This window comes from Oceanobacillus sojae, assembly GCF_007991515.1.
Classification (GTDB): Bacteria; Bacillota; Bacilli; order Bacillales; family Amphibacillaceae; genus Oceanobacillus; species Oceanobacillus sojae.
On the sequence record NZ_BJYM01000010.1, the window covers coordinates 1 to 17,667 of the forward strand.

Annotated in this window: 17 protein-coding genes, 1 pseudogene and 1 riboswitch; of the genes and pseudogenes, 16 read left to right on the top strand and 2 right to left on the bottom strand. The window is 37.8% G+C overall.

Annotation, left to right across the window (positions count from 1 at the left end):
- Positions 1-499: 499 nt before the first annotated feature.
- Positions 500-709 carry a hypothetical protein gene (locus OSO01_RS12185; protein ID WP_147210720.1) on the top strand — a complete coding sequence of 70 codons (210 nt, stop codon included), beginning with the start codon at positions 500-502 and terminating at the stop codon, positions 707-709.
- Positions 710-946: 237 nt separating this feature from the next.
- Here OSO01_RS12185 and OSO01_RS12190 read toward each other — a convergent pair whose 3' ends face one another.
- On the bottom strand, positions 947-1,501 hold the full coding sequence (locus tag OSO01_RS12190) for a TetR/AcrR family transcriptional regulator (protein WP_147210721.1): 555 nt from the start codon (positions 1,499-1,501) through the stop codon (positions 947-949).
- A gap of 170 nt (positions 1,502-1,671) precedes the next feature.
- Between OSO01_RS12190 and OSO01_RS12195 the strand changes: the two genes are divergently transcribed.
- From OSO01_RS12195 to OSO01_RS12215, 5 genes and pseudogenes are all read left to right on the top strand, one after another.
- Positions 1,672-3,747 (top strand): efflux RND transporter permease subunit, encoded by a 2,076-nt coding sequence (locus OSO01_RS12195; RefSeq protein WP_186813656.1) that lies wholly within the window; start codon positions 1,672-1,674, stop codon positions 3,745-3,747.
- Positions 3,731-5,536, top strand: a complete 1,806-nt coding sequence (locus tag OSO01_RS12200; protein WP_147210723.1) for a methyl-accepting chemotaxis protein — start codon at positions 3,731-3,733, stop codon at positions 5,534-5,536. The genes OSO01_RS12195 and OSO01_RS12200 overlap by 17 nt, the downstream gene beginning before the upstream one ends.
- A gap of 149 nt (positions 5,537-5,685) precedes the next feature.
- Complete coding sequence (locus tag OSO01_RS12205; RefSeq protein WP_147210724.1) at positions 5,686-6,150, top strand: hypothetical protein; 465 nt, start codon at positions 5,686-5,688, stop codon at positions 6,148-6,150.
- Positions 6,128-7,135 (top strand): annotated as a pseudogene (locus OSO01_RS12210) (LutB/LldF family L-lactate oxidation iron-sulfur protein); the annotation flags it as partial. The gene OSO01_RS12205 and the pseudogene OSO01_RS12210, both read left to right, overlap by 23 nt.
- Positions 7,135-7,836 carry a LutC/YkgG family protein gene (locus OSO01_RS12215; protein ID WP_147210725.1) on the top strand — a complete coding sequence of 234 codons (702 nt, stop codon included), beginning with the start codon at positions 7,135-7,137 and terminating at the stop codon, positions 7,834-7,836. The pseudogene OSO01_RS12210 and the gene OSO01_RS12215, both read left to right, overlap by 1 nt.
- A gap of 66 nt (positions 7,837-7,902) precedes the next feature.
- On the opposite strand, the gene OSO01_RS12220 is transcribed toward OSO01_RS12215, so the two are convergent.
- Positions 7,903-8,745 (bottom strand): ChbG/HpnK family deacetylase, encoded by an 843-nt coding sequence (locus OSO01_RS12220; RefSeq protein ID WP_246145153.1) that lies wholly within the window; start codon positions 8,743-8,745, stop codon positions 7,903-7,905.
- A 305-nt stretch (positions 8,746-9,050) separates the two neighbouring features.
- On the opposite strand from OSO01_RS12220, the gene OSO01_RS12225 reads away from it, so the two are divergent.
- The 10 genes from OSO01_RS12225 (at position 9,051) to OSO01_RS12270 (ending at position 17,635) form a co-directional block, all read left to right on the top strand.
- On the top strand, positions 9,051-9,713 hold the full coding sequence (locus OSO01_RS12225) for a flagellar brake protein (protein ID WP_147210726.1): 663 nt from the start codon (positions 9,051-9,053) through the stop codon (positions 9,711-9,713).
- 122 nt (positions 9,714-9,835) lie between these two features.
- Positions 9,836-10,354, top strand: coding sequence for a GNAT family N-acetyltransferase (locus OSO01_RS12230; RefSeq protein ID WP_147210727.1), 519 nt, complete (start codon positions 9,836-9,838; stop codon positions 10,352-10,354).
- A 259-nt stretch (positions 10,355-10,613) separates the two neighbouring features.
- Entirely contained in the window at positions 10,614-11,360 is a 747-nt protein-coding gene (locus tag OSO01_RS12235; protein ID WP_147210728.1) for a class I SAM-dependent methyltransferase, read from the top strand.
- Positions 11,361-11,708: 348 nt separating this feature from the next.
- Positions 11,709-11,812, top strand: a riboswitch (SAM riboswitch).
- A 201-nt stretch (positions 11,813-12,013) separates the two neighbouring features.
- Entirely contained in the window at positions 12,014-12,160 is a 147-nt protein-coding gene (locus OSO01_RS12240) for a YezD family protein (protein WP_147210897.1), read from the top strand.
- A gap of 195 nt (positions 12,161-12,355) precedes the next feature.
- Complete coding sequence (ssuE, locus tag OSO01_RS12245; RefSeq protein WP_147210729.1) at positions 12,356-12,904, top strand: NADPH-dependent FMN reductase; 549 nt, start codon at positions 12,356-12,358, stop codon at positions 12,902-12,904.
- A 55-nt stretch (positions 12,905-12,959) separates the two neighbouring features.
- The gene (locus OSO01_RS12250; protein ID WP_147210730.1) at positions 12,960-14,288 is read left to right on the top strand and encodes an O-acetylhomoserine aminocarboxypropyltransferase/cysteine synthase family protein; all 1,329 of its coding nucleotides are present in this window, start codon (positions 12,960-12,962) and stop codon (positions 14,286-14,288) included.
- Positions 14,289-14,304: 16 nt separating this feature from the next.
- A complete protein-coding gene (locus OSO01_RS12255; RefSeq protein ID WP_147210731.1) occupies positions 14,305-14,667 on the top strand; it encodes a NifB/NifX family molybdenum-iron cluster-binding protein in 363 nt (120 codons plus the stop codon).
- Positions 14,668-14,694: 27 nt separating this feature from the next.
- Positions 14,695-15,474, top strand: a complete 780-nt coding sequence (locus OSO01_RS12260; protein WP_147210732.1) for an ATP-binding cassette domain-containing protein — start codon at positions 14,695-14,697, stop codon at positions 15,472-15,474.
- Positions 15,475-15,530: 56 nt separating this feature from the next.
- Positions 15,531-16,655 (top strand): LLM class flavin-dependent oxidoreductase, encoded by a 1,125-nt coding sequence (locus tag OSO01_RS12265; protein WP_147210733.1) that lies wholly within the window; start codon positions 15,531-15,533, stop codon positions 16,653-16,655.
- 17 nt (positions 16,656-16,672) lie between these two features.
- Positions 16,673-17,635: an aliphatic sulfonate ABC transporter substrate-binding protein gene (locus tag OSO01_RS12270; RefSeq protein WP_246145155.1), complete on the top strand. Its 963-nt coding sequence runs from the start codon at positions 16,673-16,675 to the stop codon at positions 17,633-17,635.
- Positions 17,636-17,667 lie beyond the last annotated feature (32 nt).

Below are 17,667 nucleotides of genomic sequence, written 5' to 3' on the forward strand. Positions count from 1 at the left end.
GGGGAAAAAGCAAAATGGCAAAATAGTATTTCTATTGTGAAATTACCAGTATAAATGAAAATTTAGCCCATTCTTTTAAGTTTTTTCAAACATAAAATTACATTTATATTTAAATTTTAAATGTTTTTTTAACAGAACAGAAATTAGGGGTTAGCTCATTTTTACTGGCATAAGAATGTGTCGTTCGGGGTTAACTATATAATGAAAGAAGCTTAATTGAAGCTTTTAAATCATCATTTTTCTTTGATTTTGTATCATGTGAAAATACTACAACATACGATTAAACCAGGTATCTGATTATTTGGCTGGTGAAAGACACATACAATAAAATATAAGCTGCATGTTGTAAATAGTAGAAAAATAAGGGATAATAGATTGATTTTTCAATCTATTTAATTAAATTTTATGTTATAATAACTATATAATTGTAAATATCAAAGAATGGGTAAGTGAAAATGCATTTTATAAAAGCGTAGAAAAGGTTCAGGGAGGTGCCATATTGAAGAAGGTTCAAGGAAGTACTATAGTAAATAAGAAAACTTTATCTGTTGTGGGCTTTTGGATGACTATAATTTTTTTCTGCGACTTACTGCGACTAATTGATGATGATATTCAGCTCCTGCCGACGGCTGTAATTTGGCCAGTTGGAATTATTGGTATCACTTTATCAATCTTTAGTAATTTTGTAAAAGAAAAAAAGCCAGACTAATAGTTTGAATTTGCTCTTGTAATAAAGAAAATGTCAGTAAAAAATACCTGCTCCACCTAAACATTAAACTGAAACTGCAAATGCTCTAAAATCAATGGATTCGGTAAAGCAGATAAGCTTCCCGGTTCCTTATTTTATTTCGTCAGCGCCCCTCAATAGTAATAAGATCAGCCACATTAATTCCTTCCATTCAAACATACTCGTCACATTTTGATAAATAATTTTCCTCAACTATTCTTAACATGGTTTACTTATTTCCGTAATAATCTTAGCCATTTCATCCGCCGATTCTTTCATCCCATTTTCCAGCCAGTATTCAATCACTGTAATACTTCCACTGACGGAATAAATCGTCAGATATTTTGCAGCTATTTCGCTCATTCTATGTTCAGGTTCATTGAAGTCATTCATAATATGCGTTTGTGCAGCATACATAACCTTGTGCGTAAATCTTTTACTACCATGTTCACTGAAAAGGATTCGGAAATGCTCGTGACGGCTGTAGACATATTCGAGCAGATATTTCAACATCGCAAGTGCTTCTTTTTCTTGTGTATAGTCGTATTGAAGCAGTGCTTGATTGAGCTCATCGATAATTTCGTCCTCAACATGGGTCAATAAATCATATTGATCCGCATAATGGCTGTAGAAGGTAGAGCGGTTGATATCGGCATGCTCACAAATTTCTTTAATAGTAATTGAAGAAACAGGTTTTTCTTTTAAAAGCTCCATCAGGCTATTTTTAAGAGCCATTCTTGTATAACGTTTTCTTCGGTCTAGTTTCTGCACCATAATATATGACCATCCTTTTATGAACAAATTATGAAATTATATCTGTTATCCAACAGATATTTGGTTTTTGTTGTGAAACGTACAAAATTTAAACAACTGTTTGTTGTCTAACTGACATTGTGTATTTATAATAATAAATTATATGAATGAAATCAGCAAGGTAATGGGGAATGATAGTGGCAAATTTAATTATTCGTTTTAAAAAGACAATTGTAACAATTTTTACGATACTCATGATTCTTTCTTTAGCAGGGATTTTGTTTGTTGATGTGAATTACAATATGCAGGATTATTTACCGGATAAAGCAGAGTCTACACAGGCTTTAGAAGTGATGGAGGAAGAGTTTGACAGTGGTATTCCAAATGCCAGAGTAATGGTAGGAGATGTCTCGATTCAGGAAGCGATGGAATATAAACATGCTCTGGAAGAAATAAATGGTGTTACAGAGGTTCTCTGGCTGGACGATGTTATGGATATCCGGACACCGGTTGAAGTTTCTGACACGAGTACAGTGGAGACGTACTATAAGAATGAAAATGCGCTTTTTTCTGTGACAATTGCTAATGAAAAAGAAGTAGAGGCGACCAATGCCATTTATGATTTGATTGGTGAGGATAATGCTATTTCCGGTGAGGCAGTTAATACGGCAACGGAGCAGGAAATGACAGGGAAAGAAAGCATGTACGCTGCAGCACTCCTTGTACCGATTATTGTAATTATTCTTATTCTTTCCACAAGCTCATGGGTAGAACCAGTATTTTTCCTGACTGCAATTGGCGTGTCTGTATTAATTAATCTGGGAACGAACATATTCATAGGAGAAATCTCGTTTGTTACACAAGCAGTTGCTCCGATATTACAGCTGGCGGTTTCGTTGGACTATGCTATCTTCCTTCTACATAGTTTTCAGGATTACCGGAATAAAAACTATAAACCGGAAGATGCAATGAAGTCAGCTATTAAAGAGTCGTGGCCAGTTATCAGTACAAGTGCTTTTACAACTATTTTCGGTTTTATGGCATTATTATTTATGCGTTTTGAAATTGGTTCTGATTTAGGATTAAACCTGGTAAAAGGAATTATTTTAAGCTTTATCAGCGTTATTATCTTCCTGCCAGCCTTTACATTGGTCTTTTATCGCTGGATTGACCGGACGCAGCACCGTGTATTTGTTCCGACCCGTTTTGAAGGAGTTGGGAAGAAGCTGTTAAAATTAAGGCTTCCGGTTCTTATCCTGGTTTTATTGCTCCTTGTTCCAAGCTTTCTGGCACAGAGCAGTACAACATTCACCTATGGAATGGGAGAACCTCCAGAGGATACCCGGCTGGGAACGGACGTAAGGCAAATTGAAGATAGCTTCGGAGATTCTACTTCTACTGTTCTGCTTGTTCCTAATAATGATATAGGGAAAGAACAGGAAATGGTTCAAGTCATTGAAAACACAGATTACGTTTCCTCCGTTATCAGCTATGCAACGATGGTTGGAAGTGTTATCCCGCAGGACTTTTTAGAGGAAGAGACAACAGAGCAATTTCTTTCCGAGCATTACAGTCGGATTATTATTAATACGGAAGCAGGAACAGAGGGAGACCTTCCCTTTACGATTGTAGAAGATATCAGGGAAATTGCTTCATCGTATTATGGAGAAGATGCGCTGACATTAGGAGAAAGTGCGTCATTATATGATATGAAGGAGATTGTATCTCAGGATAATCAGCTTGTTAATATCTTAACGATTCTCGGCGTAGGAATTGTAATTTTAATTAATTTCCGGTCGATTTCCTTCCCGGTTATCTTATTATTAGTTATTCAGGCAGCGGTATGGATTAACTTGGCCATCCCTTATTTTACGGGGACACCACTGGTCTTTATCGGCTATTTAATTGTTAGTACTGTCCAACTGGCAGCAACAGTGGATTATGCAATATTATTGACGGAGACATATAAAAATTATAGAAGATATATGCCAAAATGGAAGGCAATGAAAATGACATTGGACGATAAGCTCTTCTCCATTGCCGTTTCTGCATCCATTTTATCTATAGTCGGATTTGTTTTATGGATGACTTCTTCTAACCCTGTTGTCGGATCAATCGGCCTGCTGTTAGGAAGAGGAGCACTGTTAGCATTTATTCTTGTTATCACCTTGCTGCCTGCATTACTTGTCTATGGTGATACATTACTTCAAAAAACATCGTTAGGGATGAAGTTTCAAAAGGAGGATGAATATGAGGAAGACAATTAAATGGGTCTGGCTCGCTCTGGCTTTATTCTTTATTCCTTTTACCAATACAGGCGTTTTGGCAGAGTCTTCAGAGGAGAAGGATGATACAGGAAAAGTTGAGGAGAAAAATGAGGTTGTTTATGCGAATTTAGAAGCGGGCGGCTCGTTGGAAAATATATATGTTGTAAATGCTTTTGAATTAAAGGAACCAGGAGTTATTGAGGATTTCGGTAATTATGAATCTGTTAAAAATTTAACAGATACCAGTAAAATCGAACAAGACGGAGATACTATCCGAATGGAGGCTGCGTCAGATACATTTTATTATCAGGGAAATCTCTCAAAAGAACTGCCATGGAAATTTACAATTAATTATTATTTAGACGGAGAAGAAGTAGATCCGAAAACGATTATTGGTGAATCTGGTCAAGTAGAGATAGAAATAAAGGTAGAAGAGAATGAAGAAGCAGAAACACCCTTCTTTGATAACTATATGCTGCAAATTTCGCAGTCATTGAATACCGATTACTTTTATAATATTGAAGCCGAGGATGCAACCATAGCGAATGCCGGAAAAAATAAACAGATTGCATTTACGGTGATGCCTGGTGAAGAAGAGACACTGATGCTTCAAGCGGATACAGATCAATTTGAATTAGCTGGAATGGAGATTTCAGCTTTACCATCATCTGTTTCTGTAGATAGTCCAGATACAGATGCACTCACAGAGGAGTTTCAAAGCTTAACAGACGCTATTGGTGAAATTAATCAGGGAGTAAGTGAGCTTGGAGACGGAATCAGAGGGCTTGGAGGAGGATTAACAGAATTAGAGAATGGCTCCTCCCAATTCCAAAATGGTTTAAACGAGTTAAGTAATTCCAGCGGCGAATTGACTGGTGCATCATCTGAGATTAACAATGCCTTTCAGAGTATCCAGGAAGAAGTTGATCAGATTACTGGTATTGATGGGATAGACCAATTGGGCAGTATGACAGAAGCTGCTTCAGATATGGCTGCCGGAATGGAAGCATTAGCAGATGAGATAGATGCTTTGACTACAGGCTATGGAGATGCCAGGGAAGCATTGAAAACCGCTATGGATCAAATACCAGAAGCAACATTAACAGAAGAAGATTTCCAGGTTTTATATGATAGTGAGATAGATTCTGAGATTATCGACGAGCTGACAGGAACTTATGAAGCTGCACAAAGCGCATTAGCTGTCTATAATGAATCAATAGAATCATTTGAGGCTGTCGAGCCGGCACTATCTGAATTTCAAACCTCTGCCAGTGAAATTGCCGGTTCTATCCGCAGTTTCGCAGATGAGATAGAACAGTCCGTCGGGCAAATAGATATTGATGAAGGGTTGGATGAATTTATTACAAGCGTGAACACAATGGCAGACAATTATAATCAATTTCATGAAGGCCTGCTGAGCTATACAAATGGAGTGAATGAACTCAGCACTTCCTATGCAGATATTCATGGTGGAATTAGTGGAGCAGCAACAGGAGCAAATGAACTTGCTGCGGGAACGGATGAATTACAGGATGGAACCAGCCAGCTGTATGATGCAACACAAAATATTCCTGATGAAATGCAGGAGGAAATCGATAAAATGATTTCTCAATATGATAAATCAGATTTTGATCCAGTATCTTTCATATCTGAAGAAAATAATGATATGACAAACTCTGTTCAATTTGTTATTCAAACAGATAGTATTCAGCCGGAAGAAGATACTGCTGAAGTAGAAGAGGAAGAAGAAAGTGAAGGATTTTGGGAAAGGTTAATGAATTTATTTTAGTAGGGAACAAAAAATGATCCAGAGCGCAAACTCTATGTTTAAAACATAAAGTTTGCGCTCTTCTTATATGAAATAGTAGTGGTTAATAAATGAAAAAAGTAAAATAAATAGATAGATCTGGAGATTTTTCCGAGGAGGGGTAGTTTTAAATGATGCAGGTAGAAATCATAAATTTTGTACCAAAGTTTATTTCTTTTTATGAAGCAGTCAGGCACGAGAAAGAGGAGGAAGTTATTTGGCAGATCTGGAAGGAGAGGTATGGCTTTGCAGCAGTTCCTCCAGGTGAAGAAGGACAAATTATTGCCAGGGATATGCTAAGAAAAGCCTGGCCAAAGTATGAAGCAGATATAGAGCAAATAAAGCGATTTGATCCAGAGAAAATTCAAATGGAGAAAGCGTTAGAAGAAGTGAAAAGGCTATTGGGGTGCACTATCCTTGTACCATTCAATGTGTACTTATTTATAGGTTTTTTCGAGGGGAACCCATTTGCGGCACCATTAAAAGACGGAAAAGCAGCTCTTGCCTGGCCGGTTGAAGTGGAATTTTCAGAAATACTGCTCAGGCATGAGTTGACACATCTTGTTCATAACAAAATGGATTCTACAATTAGATGAAGATCCTCCATCACATATCGTAACTCCTGCTTTGCATAAAAATAGAGAGCAAATCAGAGATACCTTTCGAGATAAAAAAGGCTATGCTAAGTCAGATACACCGGAAGAACTAGCTTCATTTGCAAGAGAACAGCTGAGACAGGATTTCTTATCGGCAGATGTAGGTATCACTGGTTGTAACTTTGCGATTGCTGAATCTGGTTCTGTAACGTTAGTAACGAATGAAGGAAATGCAGAGATGATTACTTCCCTTCCGGATACACAAATCAGTGTAATGGGAATGGAGCGCCTTGTTCCAACCTGGGAGGATATGGAAGTATTAGTCAGTTTATTGACGAGAGCAGCAGTCGGGCAAAAGCTGACCAGCTATATTACAACAATCACAGGAACCCGCATAGAGGAAGAAATAGATGGGCCGGACGATTATCACCTGGTTATTGTTGATAATGGGCGCTCTAAAATTTTGGGAACAGAATTTCAATCCGCACTGCATTGTATTCGTTGTGCTGCTTGTATTAATGTCTGCCCAGTTTACCGCCATATCGGCGGACATGCTTATAACTCTATCTACCCAGGGCCGATTGGAGCTGTATTGACACCGCTGCTGGATGGCTATGAGGATCATAAAGAATTGCCATATGCTTCCTCCTTATGTGCAGCCTGTATAGAAGCCTGTCCGGTAAAAATCCCATTACACGAGCATTTAATCCGTCATCGCGAAATTATTGTAGAAGAAGAAAAGAAATCACCTGTTTCAGAAAAAATCATGATGAAGGGCTTTGCACAATGGGCATCGAATCCGGCTGCATATAAATTAAGCACAAAAGTAGCGAGAACAGCATTAAAGCCATGGACAAAGGACGAGTATGTTGAAAACGGTCCTGGTCCATTAAAAGGATGGACAGATGTCCGTGACTTCCCTGCACCTGCCAAGCAATCCTTCCGTAGCTGGTGGAATAAACGTCAAAAAGGAGGAGAAGCATAATGGCTATTCAAAATCGTGACTCCTTTTTAAGTAATTTGGCTGCAAACCTTGGCCGTCCGCAAAAAAGAGAAGCTGTGATAAGACCGGAATATAGTGTTCAGCCACAGCGTGAGGTTTTTAAAGATTATTCTACAGAACAGCTTATCGAAGTGTTAAAAGAGCATTGTAAAGTCATTCATACAGATTTTGTACGTACAGATAAAAGTGATTTGCAGGCGGCTTTGGTAAAGGTTTTGGAAGGATACGAGGCAACTTCTATTATTGCATCGAATGATAAGCGTAATCAGGAATACGGGTTGGACAAGACTTATGAAGAACTCTCAAAAGAAATGGATATCCATTTGTGGGATCCGAGACTTGGTAAGGAAAACCAGGTTATTGCGGAAAGAACAGATGTAGGAATTTCTTTTAGCGATATTACCCTTGCAGAATCAGGAACTGTTGCATTAATGACAAATAAGGATAATGGCAGATCCATCAGTCTGATGCCGAAATGTTATATTGCTATTATACCTAAAGAAACCATTGTGCCTAGAATGACGCAGGCAGCAAGTAAGATTCACAAGGACAATGAAAATGGTACTATTCCTCCTTCCAGTATTTGTTTTGTTACAGGACCGAGTAATAGTGCTGATATTGAAATGAATCTGATTGTTGGTGTCCACGGACCGGTTAAAGTAACATATATTGTAGTAAATTAATAAGGTTGGATTTTCATAGACAAAAGCTTCCCCACGACTTGGCTGGAGAAGCTTTTTTCGTTCTAATTACAGCTCTTTATAAGAAATTAAATCAATATGCTTTTCGTTTAATTGTTCCTTGACACGAATATCCGTCAGCATAGCAGCCTCCTGTGTCCGGGGAATCAACAGTGAAGAATGATTTAAAATATAATCATCTAAATAACCAGGATGAAAAATGAGCATGTCCACGCCATCTTCATGCAGGTTATCCAGCATTTTTTGCAAAGAATGATAAGGGTTATAATCTGCCTGCATACTTTCCATCATCAGATATACCTTCGTATCATTTACCATAATAAAGGAATCATTACTAGTAAGATCATTTGGGTTGGATCCTGCCGGTAACCCAGAATAAGTTAATCCATGTACCTCCGCAAAATGCTCTAATGCTTTAAAAAAGTTATCGCTTGCAATAGCATGACCTTCAAAATAATCCGGTTTCTTGCCGAATAATTCGATGAACTTATCATATTGTGCTTCAATTTCAATCAGTGCTTCTTCGAATACCACAAAATCTTCTTTGGCAGTACGATATTCTTTAGAGGATCTAAAATAACCATTTTCCGATACTAAAGACGGAATTTTTTCCGGATCAGCCAAAGGTCTGCCGGCGCAGATATTTGTATGCTGGCCGAAAGCAACAGGCTCCGCCTGGATTAAAGCTACTCCATGCTGTGTGGCAGGCATATTCACCATGACACCGACACTGGAAATTAAGCCATCCTTGACAGATTTTTCAATACCGTAATTTACTGCTTCCGAATACCCTAAATCATCAGCTCTAAACAGTACTTTTTTCTTCATAATTATCACTACCAATCTTTTTATCAATTCTTTTATCTTTAGTATATACGTTACGATAGCCATGACAACAAATCCAATTAAACAGCTGATATTTTATATCTAAATTAATAATAAAAATTAGAATTATCATTACAAAAATTCTAAAAAAACGTTATAATTAGGAAAAAGTGGTCCTGTCTAAAGACCTAATTTGAAACATGGATCGTAGTATAAATTAACTTTTTATTTATTTTGAGAAATTTATTTTTTTGCAGGTTCTATAAAAAATACAGAAATTGGGTTTTTTATGACTTGAAATTTTTCTCGGATAAATTACATAAAATGAATGGATGGACAGTTAAGCATATGAAGAAAAGGGGCTAATTCTTATGAATGAACAAATTTATACGGAATTTTGGGATGGTCAGATGCTGGAGATTTTAACATCAGATAAAAAAACTTATTTTACTCAGCTTATACGGCATGAAACTGAATTGCTGATTCAAAGACCTGCAAATAAACAGAATGTACCCATGCTTATTGAAAATGACATGGATGTTACCGTTTATTTTCATGATGATGAAAAAGGACTGTGCAGTTTTGGCTCAAGAATAAATCGTCACGATAATGGGAAAATAATAATGACGAAACCATCGAGGGATTCAATAAAAGTAGTACAAAGAAGGCAATTTTTCCGAGTGAAGGCAGCTGTAGAAATGACTTTGATATTACCTTCTGCTGAAGGTTCAGATGAAGAAGGCGATAAGCTGAATGTTACTACCCATGATATCAGCGGGGGCGGAGCAGCTTTTCTTTCCGATTCTCAAATATTGGAAGAAGGAGACGCGGTGAAAGGTGTATTATACTTGAAGACAGATACTGAACAGAATAAAGTAGAATTTAAAGGGAAAATTGTTAACGTTATGAAACAGCATAATCAATTTTACAAAACTGCTTTACAGTTTATCAATATGAGAGAAGGAGCAAGGTCAAAGATTGTAAAGTTTTGTATCGTTAAACAAATTGAATTTCGTAATAAAGTCAAGGAATAGTCAGCAGATTAATGAGAAATAAACAAAAAAATTAGAATAGAAATATTAAATTTTTATATGAAAAGAAGGAATTTCTTAATTTTATGTCGAATATATAGCAAAGGATATAAGGAGGTAGATTTATGTCAGAAAAAGTTGGATCAATTAACCAAGACTTGGATGTGTATGTTGCGCAAAAAGAAGATATGAAGTCCATACTCCGGCTGTTAAAGGGTGTCACCACATGGTTAAAGAAAAGCCGTTTAAAACAGTGGGAGTTCCTTGATCAGGACGAGGAAGATCCAGAAGTAAGACAGTCTATTGAAGACGGGTCTACCTTTGTTGTGAAAGAAGGAGACAATATTATTGCTACATTTACATTAAACGAAATGCAGACTCCTTGGGATAAGAATATTTGGGGGCAATCCAGTGAGGATGCATTTTATATGCATCGCCTGTCAGTAGATCATGATCATATTGGACGGGGGCTCGGAAAACCGATTGTCGAATGGATGGAAGCTTATACAAAAACGCAGGGAATGCGCCGGATTCGTTTAGACTGTGTGGAAAGCAATAAAAAACTTAATCAAATTTATAGGGGTTTTGGCTATGATTATAAAGGAACCAATCATGACCATTGCAGGTATGAAAAAATTTTATAATTTGTGATAGCTGCTCTTTATCCTCTATATAATCATCTTCAGTGATTCGATTTAAATTATCTTCAAAAGGATTTTTTCAAGATATTAATTCTGACGGTATACCTTATCATATTTTAAATTTGAATAAGGTTGCTGTCAGGAACTACATAGTTTTGCCAATAACAAGCATGTTTTCAATAGATATGCTTTTTTATGTTTTAAAGGGTCTATTTGAACATGAATTTAGAGTAGCACTATATGTTGGAGAGGAAGTAAAGCAATGAAACAAAATAAATACGATGATAATCATTTTTTTCAAGCATACTCAGAAATGGACCGGTCTAAGAAAGGGCTGGAAGCAGCCGGAGAGTGGCATATATTAAAAGAAATGCTGCCAGACTTCAAAGGGAAAAATGTTTTAGATTTAGGCTGCGGATTTGGCTGGCACAGCCGCTATGCCAGAGAACAGGGAGCAGAATCTGTAATAGGAACTGATATATCTGAACGAATGCTCACACATGCAAAAGAACTGACCAATGATCCCGGTATTACGTATCTGCATCAGGCTATCGAGGATGTGGATTTCCCTGAAGAATCTATGGATATTGTTATCAGTTCACTCGCGCTTCATTATATCGAATCATTTGATAGTGTTTGTGAAAAGGTATATGCGATTTTAAAGCCGGGTGGAAGCTTTGTCTTTTCTGTAGAGCATCCTATTTTTACCGCAAGAAAAGAACAGGACTGGATTTATGATAAAACGGGTAAGGAGCCTTTACATTGGCCGGTGGATAATTACCAGATAGAAGGGAAACGGGAAGCGTCCTTTTTAAATGAAACGGTGACAAAGTATCATCGTACTGTGTCTACATTTATGAATGGTTTATCGCAGGCTGGATTTGAGATCTTGCGAGTGGAAGAATCCGTGCCTTCTGAGGAGATGCTTAAGAAGATACCTGAAATGAAGCATGAATTGCGCCGGCCGATGTTTTTAATGATTGCAGCAGAGAAAAAGGAGAAAAGCTAGAAAGCACTTTTGGCTTTTACTTAATGGAAAATGACAGTAAAGAAGTTACGGTGAGGCTCTTTTGGAAAAGTTATTTTAAATCTATTAAATAATAATGAAAGACTGGTCTACTATAGGTCAATGCTTAGAATAATATCTTAGCATTGGCCTATTTTAATGCAGGGGAAATTAAATTAATCTTTAAGCAAGGACTTTTCTATCTATAAAGTGGGGAAGATATTGGTGCACTTCCTTAGCTGCACTGCAGGCAGCCATAACATTAAAAATTTCAAAAGTTTAAAAATAAGGATTGACATTCCCAAAAATAGTATGTAAACTAATAAACACAATTAAACCACTCGGAATAATATCTTATCTAGAGAGGCGGAGGGACTGGCCCGAAGAAGCCTCGGCAACAGACTTACGCAAGTACTGTGCCAATTCCTGCAAGTGTTTAGCTTGATAGATAAGAAGAGTAAGTGAACCATATTGTTTCAACCCTTTTCTTATTTAGAGGTGGGATTTTTGTTTTTTTAATTGCTGATTGGGCTACCAAAGGCATGTGTGTTTGAGCTCATGATTTGAGAGATTTCGCAATGTGGAAAACAGAAGTTTAATGAATTTATTTATTTTTCATGACATTTCTTAAATAGGGGGGAGCTGGCTTGGGAAAGATTGATGATGTAAAATTGAACCATATTTTAAAAGCATTGAAAGAACTGGAATATGGTTCAGTAGTTATTACCGTGCATGACGGAAAAATTACGCAAATAGATACGACCGAGAAGAAGCGTTTTTCCTTAGTGAAAAATCATTCTTAAAAAATTAATATTATGTATGCCCATTAGACAACTAAAGGCATCTTCCATTTCGATAATATATGTTATCGGATGAAAGATGCCTTTTTATTTTTATAAAACTGTTTAAGGGTGTTCCTGTAAAAGTACCATGAAGTTCAGGTTTCTAAAATTATACTAAATACGAATATACAAAAATGAATGGAAAGGATGAAATAGATGAGTGAGATTGTCGTACTATCAGGAAGTCCCTCTGAAGTATCACGTTCAAATGCAGTTTTAAGGTATATCGGATCCACACTTGAGGAAAAGGGTTTTTCAGTAACACATATATCTGTCAGAGATGTACCCCAGGACGTATTATTTAATGGGGAATTTAACAGTCTTGTTATTCAAAGAATAACTTCTCTTATCAAAGAAGCAAAAGGAGTTATCGTTGGAACACCTGTTTATAAATCTTCTTATTCCGGGATTTTAAAGGCTTTAGTAGACTTATTGCCGCAGGATGTATTGGAGGATAAGACGGTCTTGCCATTAATGACAGGAGGGAGCTCCTCTCACTTACTGGCGATGGAATATACATTAAAACCGTTGCTGGCTTCTTTAAAGGGAATGAATTTAAAAGGTGTGTATTTTGTTGATAGTCAGATTGATAAAAGAAATACTGCTAATCCTATTGTACACACAAATGCGCTGGAGCGATTAACGAAGCAGGTAGAGTATTTTACAAAATCAATTAGTAAAAAACAGATGAAAATCTTACTATAAAAATATTTTTAAAAATTATGAATTATAGGATGTGTAAACAGAAAGGAGAAGAGCAATGAGTTTTGAAGAGCAAGATACACCGAATTTTAATACAGTTGCACAGCATGGAGGCCAGGAATCAGATTCATTAACGCATGCAAGGGCAGTGCCGATTTACCAGACAACATCTTATGAGTTTGAAAGTCCGGATCATGCTGCTTCTCTTTTTCAGATGCAGAAAGAAGGATATATCTATTCTCGTAACGCGAATCCAACCAATCGTGTTTTAGAAAAAAGATTAGCCGGTTTAGAAGGCGGGGTTGATGCCTTTGCTGTTTCTTCCGGACAATCCGCCATCACAATAGCTTTATTAACACTTGCCAAAGCAGGGGAGGAGATTGTAACAACAAATGCATTATACGGTGGAACATATAATCTTTTCTCAGAAACATTTTCACGCTTTGGAGTAAAGGCTCGTTTTGTAGATGGCACAGATATTGAGGAAGTAAGAGGTGCAATAAATGAAAAGACAAAAGCTGTTTTTACAGAGTCAATCGGTAATCCGGGCTTACAGATTGCTGATATAAAAGCACTTAGCAAGGCTGCTCATGACCATGGCATTCCACTAGTTGTTGATGCCACTTTCACTACGCCATACTTACAAAAGCCAATCGATTACGGAGCAGATATTGTCATTCATTCTGTCACGAAATTTATTGGCGGAAACGGAACAGCGATTGGCGGAATTATAATTGATGCCGGAAGCTTTGATTGGGGTAATGGAAACTTCCCTGAATTTACAACTCCAAACAGAGCTTTAAATAATCAATCGTATGTTGAACTGCCCAGCGCAAGTCCGTTTATTGCGAAGGCCCGCTTTGAACTCGGGCATAACCTTGGGACGGCGTTATCCCCTTTTCATGGCTGGTTATTTATTCAGGGATTACAGTCATTATCTGTTCGAATGAGACAGCATGTTGAAAATGCTCAGGAGGTTGCTGAATATTTAGCGAATCATCATCTCATTGCATGGGTGAATTATCCAACGTTAGAAGGGGATTCACAGTATGAACTTGCGAAAATCTATTTGCCAAAAGGGGCAGGATCTATTTTTACATTTGGAGTAATAGGTGGATATGAATCTGCGAAAATCTTTATCAACTCTGTGAAATTACTTTCTCATGTGGCGAACGTTGGTGATTCCAAAACACTTGTAATTCATCCGGCGAGTACAACACATGCAAGGTTATCACCTGAAGAAAAGCTCACAGCAGGAGTTGAAGAAGAACAAATTCGATTATCAATAGGGCTGGAAGATGTTGAGGATATCAAAGCGGATATCGACCAAGCATTACAGAAAAGCGTTGAAGCCAGTTTCGTAGAGGAAGTAAATCCATTTAATTAAACAAGGAGAGGAAAACATGCTTATTGCTGTTGTACTAAACGAAATAAAATTAATTGTACCCATTGTTGAAGGGGAAACGATCCGTATCTTTGACTCTGAGAAAAGCACATATAAAGATTTTGAAAATCCGGCAATTCATCTAAAAGAAGGAAGACGAGGGGCAGCTTTAAAATTTGCTGAAGAAAAAGGTGCAACAGCATTTGTCTCGCCTCCACAAACATTCTGTGAATTATCCTATGAGAAGGCGAAACATGATGGAATCCGATTTTTTCAATTGGAGCAAACCATTTCATATGAACAATTTGTAAAAAAGCTTACATCTAATCAATTGGGCAGTCAAACAGAATTACCGGAAAATGAGATTGCTCCAAGCTTTTAATAAGAGGGATACAAAGGAGGAAACGCAGTGGCTCAAAATGCAGGTGTTGAGTTACACATTAATCAACTGGAGAAATCATACGGTCACTTAGCGGTTTTACGAAAGATTGATTTAAATATCAAGTCTGGTGAATTTGTGGCCATTGTTGGAAAGAGCGGATGCGGCAAAAGTACATTGCTTAGACATATTTCTGGGCTTGAAAAGGCAACTGCGGGAGGAATTAAACAGAACCAGCATGCATTAAAAGGGTTAAATGACCAGGCACGTATCATGTTTCAGGATGCAAGATTACTGCCATGGCTGTCGGTTCTGGAAAATACAGGTGTAGGATTAGGGTTAGAAAAAGGCTGGAAGAATCGCGCATACTGGGCTCTACAGCAGGTTGGCCTGGAGCAAAGAGCACAGGATTGGCCGGCTATTTTATCAGGCGGACAAAAACAACGCATTGCTCTGGCGAGAGCGTTGGCATCAAATCCGAAGTTAATGCTTTTAGATGAACCATTAGGGGCACTCGATGCGCTGACAAGAATGGAAATGCAGTCGCTTATAGAAGACCTTTGGCTGGAGCAGCAATTTACGGCAATTCTTGTTACCCATGATATGAATGAAGCCATTACACTTGCAGATCGCGTTATTTTAATTGAGGAGGGCGCGGTAAAGCTGGATTTACTTGTGGATTTACAGCGGCCAAGAAATCGATTAAATCCGGCTTTTGCGGAATTGGAAGAAGAATTACTGGCGAATGTTCTTGGAAAAGAACGACTTCATCAGTATGAACCCAGATTAAGAAAAGTGGAGAGTAAGTAACTGTATTAGTAAGGAACAGGGCTACGTCCCTTAAAAATACAATTGGAGGGTTTAAAATGGTTGAATTTATCACAATGGCGCCTACTTCCGGTGATGGGGAATACGTAGGAGCGGTAAACAACAATTCATCACGGAGAAAAGTTGATGCATGGTCAGGAACGGATGAAGCTGCAGAACGGCAGCCGACATTTGAATATATTAGAGATATTGCTCAGGCGGCAGAGAAAGGCGGTTTTTCAACACTGTTATTGCCTACTGGAGGCTCCTGCTTAGATTCCTTAGCTGTTGCTGCAAACCTTATTGGACAAACGAATCGTTTGAAATTTCTTTTTGCAATCCGTCCGGGATCTATACAGCCAACCATATTTGCCAAGCAATTTGCAACGGTTGATTATTGGTCAGGAGGAAGAGCTTTGGTCAATGTAGTAACTGGAGGATCACCGACAGATTTAGCGGCAGATGGGGACTTTCTGGATCATGGAACTAGATATAAGAGAACCCGTGAATATATTCAAATACTAAAACGGCTATTTACGGAGGAACATTTTGATCATGATGGTGAATTTTATCAACTGAAGGGAGCATCCTTATTTCCAAGACCTAAAGAAATACCGAAAATATACTTTGGTGGTGCCTCAAATGTAGGAAAAGATGTGGCAGCAGCCGAATCGGATGTTTATATGCTTTGGGGAGAAACATTGGAAAATACCAAAGAACGAATTGAAGAAATGAAAAAACGTACTGCAGATTATAATCGTGAATTAAACTATAGTGTTTCATTTCAAGTTGTGCTGGGAGAGACAGAAGATGAAGCTTTTAATAATGCAGAAAAACTTCTGAGCAAAACAGAAGAAAATCTGCTGAATGAAAAAAATGCTGCCACGGCAAAGGGTGAATCCATTGGTGTGAAAAGACTTCATCAATTAATGGAGGATGGAAGGGAAAATAACTTTAAAATTGGTCCCAATTTATGGGCTGGATTAACCCAAGTATTATCGGGAAACTCCATTGCGCTTGTCGGCACCCCTGATCAGGTAGCAGAACGAATTGTAGAATATGCTGATTTAGGGTTTGATAAAGTGTTGTTACGAGGTTTTCCGCATTTGGAAACCATTCAGGAAATTGGAGAAAACGTTATTCCTAAAGTCCATGAAATTATTTCGTCCAGGCAGACTGTGTAAAGAAAGGGGAAAATCTATTGAATCATCATAAGAATAGACACATACTTGTTTTATTTTTAATAATCATGCTTTCACTCATTCTTGCAGCGTGCGGCAGTTCAGCCTCTGGAGCAAATGGTGAGATTAATATCGGCTACCAAAAAGGGGGGCCGACATTAACCTTAAAAAATAGCGGAGAATTTCAAGAGGAGCTGGAGGAGTTAGGCTATACGGTTACCTGGTCGGAATTTAATACGGGAAGCTCTATTTTGGAAGCATTAAACGCAGGAAGTATTGATTTAGCAAATGCAGGAGATATTCCGTCTATTTTTGCCCTCGATAAAGGGAGTGACTTTCAGTATATTGCCAGCGAGCCGTCTGCTCCAGAAACAGAAGGGATATTAGTCAGTGAAGATTCTTCCATTCAATCATTGGAGGATTTAAAAGGGAAAAGGGTTGCGTATAACAATGCTTCCATTGCCCAATACCTGTTAATCAAGCTCTTGGATTCAGCAAATTTATCCATTGATGATATTGAAACAGTTAATCTAAATCCTCCTGATGCCAGTCTGGCATTTGAAAAAGGTGAGGTGGATGCCTGGGTCGTCTGGGACCCGTATTTCGCAGATGCTGAGGCTAGAGGAAACAAAATCCTGCATACGGCAGAAGACGTTGTCCCATACAGATCCTTTTATTTTGCGACATCAGAATTAATTGATAAGGATCCGGAAGTAGTTGAATTATATGTTAAACACTTAGCGAAAGTTGGTAAGGAGATTAATGAAGATCCATCTGAAGCATCAGAATTGCTGGAAGGGGAGACACAAATTCCCGCGGCTACATGGGAAACGGTATTAAATAAAAAAGAGTCAGATGCTCAATTTATGGATGATCAGGCAATAGTGGATTTAGAAATCGAAGCAGCAGATTTATTGGATATCGGTTTAATTGAAAATGAAATCGACTTTTCTGATTATATTTGGAATCCAGACAGTGAATAGAATGCCAATAAATAAGGCTAAATTTAGTATAT

Coding starts and splice junctions, on each gene's coding strand:
- OSO01_RS12190 (WP_147210721.1), bottom strand. CDS start 1,501: ATGGTGCAGAAACTAGACCGAAGAAAACGTTATACAAGAATGGCTCTT.
- OSO01_RS12195 (WP_186813656.1), top strand. CDS start 1,672: ATGATAGTGGCAAATTTAATTATTCGTTTTAAAAAGACAATTGTAACA.
- OSO01_RS12200 (WP_147210723.1), top strand. CDS start 3,731: ATGAGGAAGACAATTAAATGGGTCTGGCTCGCTCTGGCTTTATTCTTT.
- OSO01_RS12205 (WP_147210724.1), top strand. CDS start 5,686: ATGATGCAGGTAGAAATCATAAATTTTGTACCAAAGTTTATTTCTTTT.
- OSO01_RS12215 (WP_147210725.1), top strand. CDS start 7,135: ATGGCTATTCAAAATCGTGACTCCTTTTTAAGTAATTTGGCTGCAAAC.
- OSO01_RS12220 (WP_246145153.1), bottom strand. CDS start 8,745: ATGGCTATCGTAACGTATATACTAAAGATAAAAGAATTGATAAAAAGA.
- OSO01_RS12225 (WP_147210726.1), top strand. CDS start 9,051: ATGAATGAACAAATTTATACGGAATTTTGGGATGGTCAGATGCTGGAG.
- OSO01_RS12230 (WP_147210727.1), top strand. CDS start 9,836: ATGTCAGAAAAAGTTGGATCAATTAACCAAGACTTGGATGTGTATGTT.
- OSO01_RS12235 (WP_147210728.1), top strand. CDS start 10,614: ATGAAACAAAATAAATACGATGATAATCATTTTTTTCAAGCATACTCA.
- ssuE (WP_147210729.1), top strand. CDS start 12,356: ATGAGTGAGATTGTCGTACTATCAGGAAGTCCCTCTGAAGTATCACGT.
- OSO01_RS12250 (WP_147210730.1), top strand. CDS start 12,960: ATGAGTTTTGAAGAGCAAGATACACCGAATTTTAATACAGTTGCACAG.
- OSO01_RS12255 (WP_147210731.1), top strand. CDS start 14,305: ATGCTTATTGCTGTTGTACTAAACGAAATAAAATTAATTGTACCCATT.
- OSO01_RS12265 (WP_147210733.1), top strand. CDS start 15,531: ATGGTTGAATTTATCACAATGGCGCCTACTTCCGGTGATGGGGAATAC.